Genomic DNA, 13663 nt, shown 5'->3' with positions numbered 1-13663 from the left:
GCCCGGCTCAGCGCCGGTCGGCGAGGTATTCCTCGCGCGTCCGCCACAACAGTTCCGCCTTTTGCGCCGGCAGGCGGAAGCGCCGCCCCTGCCAGCGTTCCTGCCAGCCTTCGACCTGCAGGCGCAGCGTCGCGAGCCGTGAGTCGGCGTCGGCAGCCCCGCCCTGCGCGAGCCAGGCCTGCGCGCGCGCCGCGTCGAAGTTCGCGGACAGCCGCGCCCAGGTGATGTCGTCCTGCCGCCACGCGGTCACCGTCAGGTCGATGCCGTCGACGGTGGCGATGTCGGCGATCAGCGTCGGCGCCGGCTCGCCGTCGTCGGCGGCGACGTCTTCCAGTTGCAGCGGCTCGGCGAAGCCGGCGGTCGCCATCGCGGCATCGGGATTGCCGAGCGCCTGCGGCGGCAATCCGTCGAGCCCGAAGCCGTCGTCGGCGCGCACCAGTTCGAACGGGCGTGCGCCGGTCGCGGCGATGCGCACGCGCGCGACACGCGCGACCGGAATGTCGACCAGGCGGCGATCGAGCCAGAGCGCCGGCTCGCGCGCGGGTTCGATGTCGGCGTCGAGCAGCCAGGCCTGCGGGTCGGCGCCGACGCGGACATAACTGCCGCCGAGCGAGGGATGGTTGCCGCCGATGACGACGCGCAGCGGGTCGCCGCCGCCCGAGAGCACCAGCTCGGCGCCCTTGGCGTCTTCGGCGGCGACGTCCTCGAGTCCCAGCCGCGACCAGCGCGCGGGATCGGCGGTCTTGGCCTCGATGCGGCGCGCTTCGGCGAGCAGGCGCAGGGCGTCGCCGATCCGGCGCTGGTTCGCCGGCCAGCCGGTGCGTGCCGGCATCCGCCATTCGCCGTCGACGCGCACGAGGTCGACCGCGGTGCGGCCGCCGGCCACCCGCAGTTCGATGCGCTCGAGCGCGTCGGTGCGCGCCGCGAGTTCCGGCAGCATCAGCCCCGCCGACGGCGCGGTGACCGCGTCGCGCCGCTCCAGCGACCACCAGGCGACCATCACCAGCAGCAGCACCGCCAGCGCGGCGATCGCGAGTCCACGTGGGTTCATCATGCCGCCGCTCCGCGTCGCCGCCACCAGCGCCGCCAGGCGACGAACAGCGAAACCAGCACGACCAGCGCCGGCATGCCGAGCACGTTGATGCGGGTCAGGCGGGTGCCGAGGCCGTCGATGTCGGCGTTGAGCCGGCGCTGCACCTCGCGCAGCTCGCGGCGCATGCGCAGCCTTTCTTCCTGGAAGCGCACCAGCTGCTCGGCCTGGGCCGGGGTCATCGCCTGCGCCTGCTCGCCGGGCTGCTGCAGCGCGATCAGCTGCTGCTCGATCTCGCCGAGCTGCCGCTGCAGCTGCTCCTCGGTGCTGCGGTAGCGCTCCTCGGCGTTGCGGCGCAGCGATTCGACGACTTCGAAACGGCGGGTCGCCGGCTGCCGCGCGCGCACCGAGATCAGGTGCGCGTCGCCGACCAGGTTGTCGACCGCGTTGTAGATGAAGGCGCCGTTGTCGGCGAACGGCGTGTTCACCACTTCCTGGCCGAGGAACTGGCTGACGGTGACCCACAGCCGGTTGGTCAGCACGTCGGTGTCGGCGACGACGACGATATTGACCGGCGCCGTCGCCTCGGCGAGGTGGCCGGCGCCGGCGCGCTGCGGGAAGGCACTGCGCGCCGGCCCGCTGAAGCGCGCCGCCAGCACGTAGGGATTGCCGCTGGCGTGGAAGCCGGTGCGCAGCGCGCCCGGATTGGCGGCGCTCTCGCGCACCTTCGCCACCGGTGCCAGCGCCGCGGCGGTCGAACTCTGCACCAGCGGTTCCATCTGCAGCGGCGAGTCGGGCGCCAGCTCGAGCGCACCGGCGCTGGAGAAGTTCAGCGAACCGATGTCGGCGGTGACGACGTCGTCGGGATTCATGCCGGCCTCGTCGAGGCCGATCACCGCGAGGTGGCGGACCGGCCGCCGCTCGCTGTCCTCGACCTGCAGCGCGTAACGGTCGTCGAGCACGATCTGCCCCGGATCGAAGCGGATGCCCCAGCCGGCGAACAGCTGCGGCAGGTCGGAGGCGCGCGGGATCGTCACCGCGACCTGCATCAGCGGATCGAAGGCCGCCGGGTCGGATTCGGCATCCGGATCGACGAACGCCAGCAGCTTGCCGCCCCGCAGCACGTACTGGTCGATCGCGTACTGGGTGTCCTCGTTCAGGCCCTTCGGATGCACGAGCAGCAGGAGGTCGACGTCGTCGGCGATCGAGGTCGGCTGGCCCTGCAGCCGGCGCAGCTCGAACATCTCGCGCAGATGGCGGTCGAACACCCAGCCGGCGGTCGCCGGGCCACCCGGTTCCGCCTGCGGCCCGGTCGGCAGGCCGCTCAGCATCGCCACCACCGGCCGCTCGTCGCGGCCGAGGCCGGCGATCAGCCGGGCGATGTCGTATTCGAGCAGGGTCTCGCGGCCCGGCTGGATGAACGGGATGATCTCCTCGCGGTCGACGCTGTTGCTGCCGACCAGGCCGAAATAGAGCCGGTCGCCGGCGGTGTTGAGTTGCAGCGACGACAACCCGTAGGCCGCGGCCTGGTCCTCGGCCTCGGAGAACGGCTCCGGATCGACGACCTCGAACGTCAGCCTGCCGCCGGAACGCGCGGCGATCTCCTCGAGCATCTCGCGCACCCGCGTCGCGTAGACGCGGAAGGTCTGCAGTTCGCCGCGGTCGCGGGTCTGCTGCTCGGAGTAGTACAGACGCAGGCGCACCGGCTCCTCGAGTTCCGAGAGGATCGCCACCGTGCCCGGCGACAGCGTGTGCAGGCCGTTGCGGGTCAGGTCCAGCCGCACGCCGCGCAGCGCCACCGAGTTCAGCGCCACCAGCGCGACGAAGGCCAGCGCCAGCAGCAGCAGCGCCAGCAGCGGATAGAGACGTCGGGTGACGTTCATCGCTTCAGTCCGCCTTCTTCATGTCGATCACGATCACCGTCGCGGCCAGCCAGGCGGCGATGCACAGCAGGAAGAACACCACGTCGCGCAGGTCGAGCACGCCGCGGCTGATCGCCTGGAAATGCGTGAGGAAGCTCAGCGCGGCGACCGCGTCGACCACCGGCTGCGCGGCCCAGCCGCGCACCCAGTCCAGCGCGACGGGGAAGCCGGCGAGCAGCAGCACCAGGCAGGTCACCACGGTCAGCACGAAGGCGACGACCTGGCTGCGCGTCGCCGCCGACAGCGCGCTGCCGACCGCGAGGAAGGCGCCGGCCATCAGCCAGCTGCCGAGGTAACCGGCGAGGATCACGCCGTGGTCGGGGTCGCCCAGCCAGGCCACGGTGATCCACATCGGGAAGGTGAGCGCCAGCGCCAGGCCCAGGAAGGCCCAGGCCGCGAGGAACTTGCCGAGCACCGCCTGCCAGGGCGCCAGCGGCAGTGTCAGCAGCAGCTCGAGGGTGCCGCTCTTGCGTTCTTCGGCCCACAGGCGCATCGCGATCGCCGGCGCCAGCAGCAGGTAGAGCCACGGGTGGTAGCGGAAGAAGGCCTGCAGGTCGGCCTGCCCGGCTTCGTAGAAACCGCCGAGCTGGAAGGTGCAGACCCCCGCGAGCACCAGGAAGATCACCAGGAACACCGCCGCCAGCGGGGTGGCGAAATAGCTCAGGAATTCGCGCCTGAAGACCGCACGCACCGCCGTCATGCCGCTTCCTCCCCGGCGGTGATCGCCCGGAACACCTCGTCGAGCCGGCCGCGTTCCGGCTGCAGGCCACGGAAGGCCACGCCGCGCTGGCGCAGGCGCTCGCCGACCGCGTCCAGCGGCACCGGCCGCCCCTGCGGGAACACGTACAGGCGGCCGTCCGGACCTTCCTGGTGGAAGCCGCTGACCCCGGGCATGCCGTCGAGGGCGGCGCGGGCGGCGATGCTGTCCTCGGCCAGCAGCGACACCGCGCCCTGGTAGCGCGAGCGCGCCAGCAGTTCCGCCGGGGTCGCGTCGGCGAGCACGCGGCCGCGGGCGACGATGATCGCGCGGCTGCAGACCGCCTCGACCTCCTCGAGGATGTGCGTCGACAGCAGCACCGTGCGCTCGCGCGCGAGCTCGCGGATCAGCGTGCGCACCTCGTGCTTCTGGTTCGGGTCGAGGCCGTCGGTGGGCTCGTCGAGCACCAGCGCCGGCGGGTCGTGCAGGATCGCCGCCGCCAGGCCGACGCGGCGCTTGTAGCCCTTGCTGAGGGTGTCGATCGGCTGTTCCCACACGCCGTCGAGCTGCAGCCGCGAACGCACCGCGGCGATGCGCCCGTGCCGGCGGTCGCCGGCGAGGCCACGGACGTCGGCGATGAAGCGCAGGAAGCCGTCGGGGGACATCTCGCCGTAACCCGGCGCGCCTTCCGGCAGGTAGCCGAGCGAGCGGCGGGCGCCCATCGGCTGCGTCTGCACGTCGTGGCCGCAGACCTTCGCCGAACCGGACGTCGGGGCGAGGAAGCCGGCGATCATCTTCATCGTCGTCGACTTGCCGGCGCCGTTCGGGCCGAGGAAGCCGAGGACCTCACCGGGCTCGACCTTGAAGCTGATCCCGTCCACGGCCAGCAGGCGGCCGTAGCGCTTGTGCAGGGCGTGTGCCTCGATCATTGCGGTTCTCGTCTTGCGGGCGCGGGGCGGCGGCGACGTCGGCCCGGTAAGACCATCGTCCGGGCCGCAGGTTCCCGGCGCGACGCCGGGCCCGGAAACGGCAGGGCGGGCACTCGGCCCGCCCTGCTGGTGAATCACTCGGCGGTGGCGGCCTCGCCGTCGCCGGCCGGGGCTGCGGCCTCCTCGCCGGAGCCTTCCTCCACGGCGGCCGGCGCTTCGTCCTCGTCGGCCTGCGGCGGCGGGTTGATCTGTTCGATCACGCCGGTCGTCTCGCCCGGGCGACGCACCGGGTAGTAGACCCGGAACAGCGCGTCGTCGTTGAGCATGTTGCGGATCTCGATCTGGTAGTCCTCGATCGCGCGGTCGTAGACCTCGTAGCCGCGGACGATCGCCCAGGCACGCACCAGGTCACGCACGCGCGCCAGGCCCGGCGACGGACCGACGTAGGTCGTCGTGGCCGCACGGAAGGCCGGCGTCTGCGCGTAGATGACCGGATTGCGGTCGCCCTCGAGCTTGAGTTCGAAGCGCTCGAGCGGGGCGCCGTCGGTGGCCGGCAGCGGCGCGTTGCCGGTGCCGAAGGCCGGCTCGTCGGCGTTCGCGGCGGCATCGCCCTCGCCCGCGGCGTCGGTCTCCGCATCCGCATCCGCGGCGGCGGCCGGCGCCGACGCGTCGGCCGGGCCGGTGCCCTTGCGGCGGATCGGCACGACGACGTCGAAGTTGTAGCGCTCGGTGTTGAACTCGTTGGTGACGATCCGCATCGGGCCGGCGCGCTCGAGGTTGTTCTCCTCCATCACGCGCTCGATCCACTTGAGCTGGTTCGTCATCGCCAGCGCGATGTCGTCGTTGGTGCGCTGCGCGTCGGCATTGGCGAGCAGCACGTTCTGCGCCGGGAAATCGACGACCTGGAACTCGTTCGGGTGCACCGAGTAGTCGAAGCGCGGGATCGTCGCCAGCAGGTTCGCGAGCTTGCCGAGGCCGAGCTTGATGTCGTCGCCGACGACGTCGGTGGCGTACATGCCGGCGTAGCGGCCCAGCAGGTCCCAGCCGTAGTCGACGGTGTAGCGCTGGGTGATCTTGACGTTCTGGTTGCGCTGGCCGGTGCGCTCGAAGGTGAAGGTCATGCGCTTGTTGTCGCCGCGGCGGTTGTTCGTCACCGCGTAGACCATGCGCTCGCCGGGAATCTCCTCGACCAGCTCCCAGCTGCCGCCGCCGACGCGGGCGTGGCGCGACTGGTAATCGAGGCGGGCGCCGACGCCGTGCTCCGGGCCCGAGATGTCGATCTTCATCTGCGGGTCGTGGTTGATCAGCGCATTCCAGTCGCGGAAGCGGGTGAAGCTGCCGACCAGGTCGGTGACGGTCGACATCGGCCGGTTCGTCTCGATCTCATGCGACACCGAGCGCTTCGACGGCAGGAAAACGCCGATCAGCACGAACAGGACGGCGACGATCGCCAGGGAAATAAGCCACTCGATAACTCGGGTCATTCGCAAGCTCTCCAGGAACGGCCCCGGCAGGAGCTTCAGCCCGGCCGCAGGAACGGGGGAGGATAGCAGGGGCGGACCGGGGCCAAAAGCAGTTCGTAGTTCGTACCAGGTAGTTCGTAGTCGTCGGGGTGTGAGGCGCCCGGGCCAGGGCGGGGTCCGCGGCGGCCGGACGGCCTGCCGCCCCGCGCGCAGCGCGGGCCGTCCTGCCTCGTGACTCGTACGAACTACGAACTAACGCTCTCAGACGAGCTTGAGCTCGAAGGCCTTCAGCACCGCCCGCGTCCGGTCGCGCACACCGAGCTTGGACAGGATGTTGGAGACGTGGTTCTTCACCGTTCCCTCGGCGACGCCGAGCGAGTTGGCGATCTCCTTGTTGGAGAAACCGCCGGCCATCAGCCGCAGGATCTCGGTCTCGCGCTCGGTCAGCGGATCGGGCTGGTCGAGGCTCACGAACTCGTTCTGCAGGCCCTCGAGCCCGGACAGCAGCCGCTGGGTGACCGCCGGCTGCACCAGCGAGCCGCCCTCGGCGACGGTCTGGATCGCGTTCACCAGCTGGTCCAGGGTCACGTCCTTGAGCAGGTAGCCCTTGGCGCCTGCCTTGATGCCGGCCAGCACCAGCTGGTCGTCGTCGAAGGTCGTCAGGATGATGGTCGGCGGCAGCTGGCCGCGGGCGCTCAGCGCCTGCAGCGCCTCGAGGCCGGACATCACCGGCATGCGCATGTCCATCAGCACCACGTCGGGCTTGACCTGCGGGATCAGCTCGACGGCCTGGCGGCCGTCGCCGGCCTCGGCGATCACTTCGATGTTCTCCGCCAGTTCCAGCAGCGACTTCACGCCCTGGCGCACCAGGGTCTGATCGTCGACCAGGCAGACACGGATCATGCGGGGTTCTCCAGTGGAAGGCGGATGTCCAGCGCGAAGCCCTGCCCGCGCCGGGTGATGATATCGACCCGGCCGCCGTGGGCGGCGAGGCGTTCGCGCATGCCACGCAGGCCGTTGCCGGGGGTCGGTTCCTCGGCGCCCTGGCCGTCGTCGCGGGCGAAGATGCGGGCCTCACCGGCGTCGCGGGCGATCGACAGCCACAGCGTCGACGCGCCGGCGTGGCGCACGGCATTGGTGATGACCTCCTGGGTGCAGCGCAGCAGCACGTGCGCGCGCTCGGGGTCCTCGATGTTCAGCGGCTCGGTGATCTCGAGGCGGATGTCGAGCGCCGGCACCCCCTCGATCAGCGTGCGCACGGCGCCGCCGAGATCGACGTGGCCGTCCTCGCGCATCTCGCTGACCGCCTCGCGCACGTCGGTGAGCAGCAGCTTGGCGAGGGTGTGGCTCTGGCGCACGTGTTCCTGGGCGCGGCCCTCGGTCAGGTGGCCGGCGACCTCGAGGTTCAGGCTCAGCGCGGTCAGGTGGTGGCCCAGCAGATCGTGCAGCTCGCGCGAGATGCGCACCCGCTCGCTCATCCGCGAGCTCTCGGCGAGCAGCGCCCGGGTCGCCCTCAGTTCGGCGTTGAGCCGGCGCTGCTCCTCGCGCGCCTGCGCCTGCTGGCGGGCCACCAGGCCGATCACCATCGCGAAGCTCGAATAGCCGATGTAGGTCATCGCCTGCAGGACCGCCAGGCCGGTCGTGAAGCCCTCGAAGTTGCGGAACACCGGCACCAGCGCCGCGTGCTGCAGCACCAGCCAGATCACCGCGACCCGCACCGGCACCAGCCAGGGGGTGACCCCGGCGATGACCATCATCAGCACCGCGCCGACGCCGCTGCCGGTCTCGACACTGATCAGGATCGCCGACACCGTCAGTGCCGCCAGCAGCAGCAGGTCGGTCGGCCGGGAGCTGCGGGTCACGCCCATGCCGCGGGTCAACAGCCAGTAGATCAGCCCGAAGGCGATGTAGGCCAGGATGATCAGCACCACGCCCGGGCGGCCGACGATCTCGACCCCGTCGGCATTCGCCAGCGGCGGCACGAACCAGGTCAGCACGACGACCGGCACGCCGACCACGGCCCACGTGAAGAGGCCGGCATAGCGCAGCAACTGCGTGTGCGAGAGGCGGTTGATCATGCCGCGCATCATAGGCCGGGCCGCGCCGGGTCTGGCGCCCCGGAAGTCATGCGGCGGGATGGCCGCCCGCGCCGGGCGTGCGATAATCCCGGCCCGATCGCCCGCCGGTTGCGGACCTGCGGCCTTCCCGCCTTCGGAGTTCGAACGCAATGCCATTCACCCTCCGCGACGTTCGCGAGCACGAGCTCGATTCCGTGCTCGCGCTGAACAACGCCGCCGGTGCCTCCATCCTGCCGATGGATGCGGCTCGGCTCCGGTTCTTCTGGGAACACGCGGAATACTTCCGTGTCGCCGAGCAGGACGGTCTGATCACCGGCTTCCTGATCGCGCTGAGCCAGGACGCGCCGCACGACAGTCCGAATTTCCGCTGGTTCCGGGAGCGCGACGGGCGGTTCCTGTACATCGACCGCATCGTGATCGCGCGGCAGCGCCGCGGCGGTGGCCGCGGCCGGGCCTTCTACGCCGACGTGCAGAGCTTCGCCGAGGTGCGCTGGCCGCTGCTGTGCTGCGAGGTCTTCCTGCAGTCCGGCAACGACCCCGCTCTGCTCTTCCACGGCAGTTTCGGCTTCCGCGAGGTCGGCCAGCAGACGATGCCGGGGACCGACATCCGCGCCTCGATGCTGCAGAAGGAACTGGCCAGCTATCCCTGGGTCGCGCAGACCTACGGCAGCCGCCTGCCCGACGTGCCCTGGCTGCGCGCCCGCGCCCTGCCGGGACGCGCCCAGGCCCTGGCGACCGGTACCTGAGGCATGGCGGCGAACACGGGCGTCAACTACGAACAGGCCGGCGACCTCAAGTTCGGCCAGGTCGGCATCGCCAACCTGCGGATCCGCGAGCTCGACCCGGACCGGCTGGCCGAAGAAATGGCCGAGCGCGTGCGGCGGGCCCCGAAGCTCTTCGCGCGCGCGGCGGTGATCGTCGATTTCGGCGGCCTCAGCCGCTGTCCCGGCGCCGCCGAGGCGAAGCGGCTGCTCGACGCGCTGCACGGGGCCGGCGTGATCCCGGTCGCGCTGGCCTACGGCACCCGCGAGGTCGAGGCGCTCGCCGAGCAGCTCGGCCTGCCGCTGCTGGCGAAGTTCCGCGCCGCTTACGAACGCGAGGGCGAGGCCGCCGCCGAAGCCGCGCCGCCGCCGCGCGCGGTCGAGGCCCCGGCCCCGGCACCCGCGGCAGCGCCGCCGGCTGCCGCGCGCGCCGAACCCGGGCCGATCCAGCTGCAGCCGGTGCGCTCCGGCCAGCAGGTCTACGCCCAGGACCGCGACCTGACGATCCTGGCGACGGTCGGCGCCGGTGCCGAGGTCATCGCCGACGGCAGCATCCACGTCTACGGCGCCCTGCGCGGCCGCGCCCTCGCCGGTGCCTCCGGGCTCACCAGTGCGCGGATCTTCTGCCGCGAGTTCCATGCCGAGCTGGTCGCCGTCGCGGGCCACTACAAGGTGCTCGAGGAGATCCCGCCGGAACTGGTCGGCAAACCGGTGCAGATCCGCCTCGAGAATGACAAGCTGCTGATCGAGCAGCTCGACTGAAACCCACAACCGCGCCGGACCGGCGCGACAAAGCGTCACGGAGAACGACATTGGCTGAAATCATCGTGGTGACCTCGGGCAAGGGCGGCGTCGGCAAGACCACGACCAGTGCTTCCCTCGCCTGTGGCCTGGCACGGGCCGGAAAGAAGACGGCGGTGATCGACTTCGACGTCGGCCTGCGCAACCTCGACCTGATCATGGGCTGCGAGCGGCGCGTCGTTTACGACTTCGTCAACGTCGTCAACGGCGAGGCCAACCTGCGCCAGGCGCTGATCAAGGACAAGCGCTTCGAGAACCTGTACGTGCTCGCCGCCTCGCAGACCCGCGACAAGGACGCGCTGACGAAGGAAGGCGTGGAGAAGGTGCTGAAGGACCTCGCCGACGAGGGCTTCGACTTCATCGTCTGCGACAGCCCGGCCGGCATCGAGAAAGGCGCGTTCCTGGCGATGTACTTCGCAGACCGCGCGGTGGTCGTGGTGAACCCGGAGGTGAGCTCGGTGCGCGACTCCGACCGCATCCTCGGCCTGCTCGCCAGCAAGACGAAGAAGGCCGAGGCCGGCGAACGGGTCAAGGAACACCTGCTGCTGACCCGCTACAACCCGGCCCGCGTCGAGAAGGGCGAGATGCTGTCGATCAAGGACGTGCAGGAGATCCTCGGCCTCGACGTGGTCGGCGTGATCCCGGAATCGCCGGAAGTCCTGCAGAGCTCGAACGCCGGCGTGCCGGTGATCCTCGACGACGCGTCGGCGGCCGGCCAGGCCTATACCGACGCGGTCGCGCGCATCCTCGGCGAGGACCGGCCGATGCGCTTCACCACGGTGGAGAAGAAGGGCTTCTTCGCCAAGATGTTCGGAGGCTAGGCATGGGCATCTTCGACTTCCTGACCCGGCGCAACCAGAACACCGCCAGCGTGGCGAAGGACCGGCTGCAGATCCTGATCCAGCAGGAACGGCGCGCCCGCAACGCCCCCGACTACCTGCCGGTGCTGCAGCGCGAGCTGCTCGAGGTCATCCGCAAGTACATCAACATCGACGCCGAGGCGGTCAAGGTCGACCTGCACAAGGACGGCGACAGCGAGCTGCTCGACATCTCGGTCACCCTGCCCGACAAGCCGGCGCCGGCGGCCGGCTGATCCTCGCCGGGAAACCGGGTGGCGTGGGTGCTGCCGGCAGAGAGCGTCCGACACGGATGAAGGCGGACGAGCGCGGATGAACACGGATACGGCAAGAGCAATTCAATCCTGCTTCGGCTTGATCCGTGTTCGTCCGCGCTCGTCCGCGGCTTCTCCTTCCTGCATTTTCGTTGCCCGATGAGCGCCGCCGCCCCGGGTGCCGACGTGCTGCGACTGCGCGACATCGGCTTCGAGGCGCCGCGGGCGCTGCTCGAGGCCTATGGACTGCAGCTCGTGCAGGTGGCCGATGGCGAGGTGATTCCGGGCAGCTACTGGGGCGAGGACGAGGCCGGGCTGATCGGCACGACGGTCCACGCCCGTGCCGACACGCCGGTGCATTCGCTGCTGCACGAGGCCTGCCACCTGCTGGTGATGCCGCCCGAGCGGCGTGCCGCGGTGCATACCGATGCCACCGACTCGGTGCCCGAGGAGGACGCCGCCTGCTGCCTGCAGATCCTCCTCGCCGCGCGTCTTCCCGGCGTCGGCAGCGCGCGCCTGATGGCCGACATGGACGCCTGGGGCTACACCTTCCGCCTCGGTTCGACGCAGGCCTGGTTCGAGCGGGATGCCGAGGACGCGCGCGCCTTCCTGGCCGCGATCGGGATGCCCTGAGCGCGGGGGTGGCGCGCCCTTGCGGCCGGCCTGCGACGGGTCTAGCCTGCCCGCTCCCTGCGTTTCCCGTCCTGGAGTGCCTCCCGTGAAAGCCCACCGCGCCCTGCTCGCGCTCGCGATTTCCACCGGTCTGCTGTCCCTCGCCGCCTGCGGCCCGGCCAACCGGACCGGCGACGGAACCACCGGCGGCGGCACCGAAAACGAGTCGGCCGACGCCTTCGTCGCCCGCGCCAACGAGACCCTGAAGAAGATGACGCCGGAGTTCAGCTCGGCGGCCTGGCTCGGCGCGACCTACATCAACGACGACAGCCAGCGCGTCGAGGCGGCCGCCAACGAGCGCTGGCTGACCCAGCTCAACGCCTTCATCGAACAGGCCAAGCGCTACGACGGCAACGGCCTGTCGCCGGAGACCGCGCGCTCGCTGCTGCTGATCAAGACCGGCGCCTCGATGCCGGCACCGCGCGATCCGGCCAGGCTCAACGAACTCTCCAACCTCGCCAGCGAACTCGGCGGCATGTACGGCGCCGGCAAGTGGTGCCCGCCGGGCAAGTCGGGCGACGACTGCATGGACATCGGCGAGATCAGCGAAGTGCTCGCGGCGACCGAGAGCAGCAGCTACGACGAGATGCGCGCGGCCTGGGAAGGCTGGCACACGATCTCGATCCCGATGCGCGAGAAGTACCAGCGCTTCGTCGAGCTGACCAACGAAGGTGCCCGCGAGATGGGCTTCGCCAACACCGGCGAGGTCTGGCGCGCCGGCTACGACATGCCGGCCGAGGACTTCCAGGCCGAGGCCGACCGCCTGTGGGGCCAGGTGCAGCCGCTGTACGAGCAGCTGCAGTGCTACACCCGCGGCAAGCTCGAGGAGAAATACGGCGAGCGCGGCTCGGTCGACGGCATGATCCCGGCCCACCTCACCGGCAACCTGTGGCAGCAGGACTGGTCGAACCTGTGGCCGCTGCTGCAGCCCTACGAGGGCGTCGGCAGCCTCGACATCACCGGCGCCCTGCAGCGCCAGCGCGACGGCATCCTCAACGAGCTCGCCGCGCGTGCGGGCGGCTTCATGCGGCTGACGCCGGCGCAGCAGGTCGAGCTCGAGCGCAAGGCCGACATCGAGATGGCGACGCGCATGACCCGCCTCGCCGAGAGCTTCTACACCGGCCTGGGCATGCCGCAGCTGCCCGAGTCGTTCTGGGAGAAGTCGATGCTGGTGCAGCCGCGCGACCGCGACGTCGTCTGCCACGCCAGCGCCTGGCCGATGGACACCGTCGGCGAGGACGTGCGCATCAAGATGTGCATCAAGCCGAACGAGGAAGAGCTCACCACGATCTATCACGAACTCGGCCACATCTATTACTACCTCGCCTACCATGGCCAGACGCCGCTGTTCCAGAACGGCGCGCACGACGGCTTCCACGAGGCGATCGGCGACACCATCGTGCTGTCGATGACCCCGGAATACCTGGCCTCGATCGGCCTGGTCGACAAGCCGGCCGTCAGCCAGGAGGCGGTGATCAACTCGCAGATGCGCATGGCGCTGTCGAAGGTCGCCTTCCTGCCCTTCGGCCTGATGATCGACCGCTGGCGCTGGGGCGTGTTCGACGGCTCGATCAGCCCGGACCGCTACAACGCCGCGTGGTGGGAGCTGAAGGCGAAGTACCAGGGCGTGGCGCCGGTCGAGGCGCGCGGCGAGGACTTCTTCGACGCGGGCGCGAAGTACCACGTGCCGGGCAACACCCCGTACACGCGCTACTTCCTCTCGCACGTGCTGCAGTTCCAGTTCTACAAGGCGCTGTGCGACGCCGCCGGCCACCAGGGCCCGCTGTACACCTGCAACTTCGCCGACAACGCGGAAGCGGGTCGCCGTTACTGGGCGATGATGCAGCGCGGCGCCTCGCAGCCGTGGCAGCAGACGCTGAAGGAACTGACCGGCGGCGAGCAGATGGACGCCTCGGCGGTGCTGGAATACTTCGCGCCGCTGCAGGAGTGGCTGGTGCAGCAGAACCAGGGCCGCACCTGCGGCTGGGCGGCGGCCGAAGCGCCCGCCGCGGCCGCGCCGGCCGACGCCGTCGATGCCGATGCGGCCGACGCCGACGCCGACGCCGCTCCGGCGGACGCGGCTCCGGCGGACGACGAAGCCGACGCCTGATCACAGCGCGTGCTCCCTGACGGCCGGCGCAGCGATGCGCCGGCCGTCCTCGATTCCGGAATCCGCCGAAGCGGCAGCGCGACGTGCTT

General features: G+C 70.7%; 13 protein-coding genes. 6 read left to right on the top strand and 7 right to left on the bottom strand.

Annotated elements, in window-relative coordinates; translation table 11 throughout:
• Positions 1–7: 7 nt before the first annotated feature.
• From K311_RS0100675 to K311_RS0100645, 7 genes are all read right to left on the bottom strand, one after another.
• On the bottom strand, positions 8–1051 hold the full coding sequence (locus K311_RS0100675) for a DUF4340 domain-containing protein (protein WP_161627280.1): 1044 nt from the start codon (positions 1049–1051) through the stop codon (positions 8–10).
• Entirely contained in the window at positions 1051–2913 is a 1863-nt protein-coding gene (locus K311_RS0100670) for a GldG family protein (RefSeq protein ID WP_043797626.1), read from the bottom strand. The genes K311_RS0100675 and K311_RS0100670 overlap by 1 nt, the downstream gene beginning before the upstream one ends.
• A 4-nt stretch (positions 2914–2917) precedes the next feature.
• Complete coding sequence (locus K311_RS0100665) at positions 2918–3652, bottom strand: ABC transporter permease subunit (protein ID WP_026815707.1); 735 nt, start codon at positions 3650–3652, stop codon at positions 2918–2920.
• The gene (locus K311_RS0100660; RefSeq protein WP_026815706.1) at positions 3649–4578 is read right to left on the bottom strand and encodes an ABC transporter ATP-binding protein; all 930 of its coding nucleotides are present in this window, start codon (positions 4576–4578) and stop codon (positions 3649–3651) included. Before K311_RS0100660 ends, K311_RS0100665 begins: the two co-directional genes overlap by 4 nt.
• A gap of 134 nt (positions 4579–4712) precedes the next feature.
• Positions 4713–6062, bottom strand: a complete 1350-nt coding sequence (locus tag K311_RS14640; RefSeq protein WP_051239346.1) for an SRPBCC family protein — start codon at positions 6060–6062, stop codon at positions 4713–4715.
• A 240-nt stretch (positions 6063–6302) separates the two neighbouring features.
• Positions 6303–6944, bottom strand: a complete 642-nt coding sequence (locus K311_RS0100650) for a response regulator (RefSeq protein ID WP_026815705.1) — start codon at positions 6942–6944, stop codon at positions 6303–6305.
• Positions 6941–8119 (bottom strand): sensor histidine kinase, encoded by a 1179-nt coding sequence (locus tag K311_RS0100645; RefSeq protein ID WP_026815704.1) that lies wholly within the window; start codon positions 8117–8119, stop codon positions 6941–6943. Before K311_RS0100645 ends, K311_RS0100650 begins: the two co-directional genes overlap by 4 nt.
• Before the next feature lie 149 nt (positions 8120–8268).
• On the opposite strand from K311_RS0100645, the gene K311_RS0100640 reads away from it, so the two are divergent.
• The 6 genes from K311_RS0100640 to K311_RS14635 all read left to right on the top strand — a co-directional run bounded on the left by K311_RS0100640 (position 8269) and on the right by K311_RS14635 (position 13574).
• Complete coding sequence (locus K311_RS0100640) at positions 8269–8865, top strand: GNAT family N-acetyltransferase (protein WP_026815703.1); 597 nt, start codon at positions 8269–8271, stop codon at positions 8863–8865.
• 3 nt (positions 8866–8868) lie between these two features.
• Positions 8869–9642, top strand: coding sequence for a septum site-determining protein MinC (gene minC / locus K311_RS0100635; protein ID WP_026815702.1), 774 nt, complete (start codon positions 8869–8871; stop codon positions 9640–9642).
• Between the two features lie 50 nt (positions 9643–9692).
• On the top strand, positions 9693–10502 hold the full coding sequence (gene minD / locus K311_RS0100630; protein ID WP_026815701.1) for a septum site-determining protein MinD: 810 nt from the start codon (positions 9693–9695) through the stop codon (positions 10500–10502).
• 2 nt (positions 10503–10504) lie between these two features.
• A complete protein-coding gene (gene minE / locus K311_RS0100625) occupies positions 10505–10774 on the top strand; it encodes a cell division topological specificity factor MinE (protein ID WP_026815700.1) in 270 nt (89 codons plus the stop codon).
• Positions 10775–10951: 177 nt separating this feature from the next.
• Complete coding sequence (locus K311_RS0100620; protein WP_026815699.1) at positions 10952–11425, top strand: hypothetical protein; 474 nt, start codon at positions 10952–10954, stop codon at positions 11423–11425.
• A gap of 85 nt (positions 11426–11510) precedes the next feature.
• A complete protein-coding gene (locus K311_RS14635) occupies positions 11511–13574 on the top strand; it encodes a M2 family metallopeptidase (RefSeq protein ID WP_245570610.1) in 2064 nt (687 codons plus the stop codon).
• Positions 13575–13663 lie beyond the last annotated feature (89 nt).

Origin of the sequence: Arenimonas composti TR7-09 = DSM 18010, from assembly GCF_000426365.1 — a bacterium.
In the GTDB taxonomy this organism is placed as follows: domain Bacteria; phylum Pseudomonadota; class Gammaproteobacteria; order Xanthomonadales; family Xanthomonadaceae; genus Arenimonas; species Arenimonas composti.
This window is presented reverse-complemented; position numbering and strand designations above follow the sequence as displayed.

What these genes read in the sequence shown, in the direction of transcription:
- K311_RS0100675 (WP_161627280.1), bottom strand. Translation starts at nt 1,051, where the DNA reads ATGAACCCACGTGGACTCGCGATCGCCGCGCTGGCGGTGCTGCTGCTG.
- K311_RS0100670 (WP_043797626.1), bottom strand. Translation starts at nt 2,913, where the DNA reads ATGAACGTCACCCGACGTCTCTATCCGCTGCTGGCGCTGCTGCTGCTG.
- K311_RS0100665 (WP_026815707.1), bottom strand. Translation starts at nt 3,652, where the DNA reads ATGACGGCGGTGCGTGCGGTCTTCAGGCGCGAATTCCTGAGCTATTTC.
- K311_RS0100660 (WP_026815706.1), bottom strand. Translation starts at nt 4,578, where the DNA reads ATGATCGAGGCACACGCCCTGCACAAGCGCTACGGCCGCCTGCTGGCC.
- K311_RS14640 (WP_051239346.1), bottom strand. Translation starts at nt 6,062, where the DNA reads ATGACCCGAGTTATCGAGTGGCTTATTTCCCTGGCGATCGTCGCCGTC.
- K311_RS0100650 (WP_026815705.1), bottom strand. Translation starts at nt 6,944, where the DNA reads ATGATCCGTGTCTGCCTGGTCGACGATCAGACCCTGGTGCGCCAGGGC.
- K311_RS0100645 (WP_026815704.1), bottom strand. Translation starts at nt 8,119, where the DNA reads ATGATCAACCGCCTCTCGCACACGCAGTTGCTGCGCTATGCCGGCCTC.
- K311_RS0100640 (WP_026815703.1), top strand. Translation starts at nt 8,269, where the DNA reads ATGCCATTCACCCTCCGCGACGTTCGCGAGCACGAGCTCGATTCCGTG.
- minC (WP_026815702.1), top strand. Translation starts at nt 8,869, where the DNA reads ATGGCGGCGAACACGGGCGTCAACTACGAACAGGCCGGCGACCTCAAG.
- minE (WP_026815700.1), top strand. Translation starts at nt 10,505, where the DNA reads ATGGGCATCTTCGACTTCCTGACCCGGCGCAACCAGAACACCGCCAGC.
- K311_RS0100620 (WP_026815699.1), top strand. Translation starts at nt 10,952, where the DNA reads ATGAGCGCCGCCGCCCCGGGTGCCGACGTGCTGCGACTGCGCGACATC.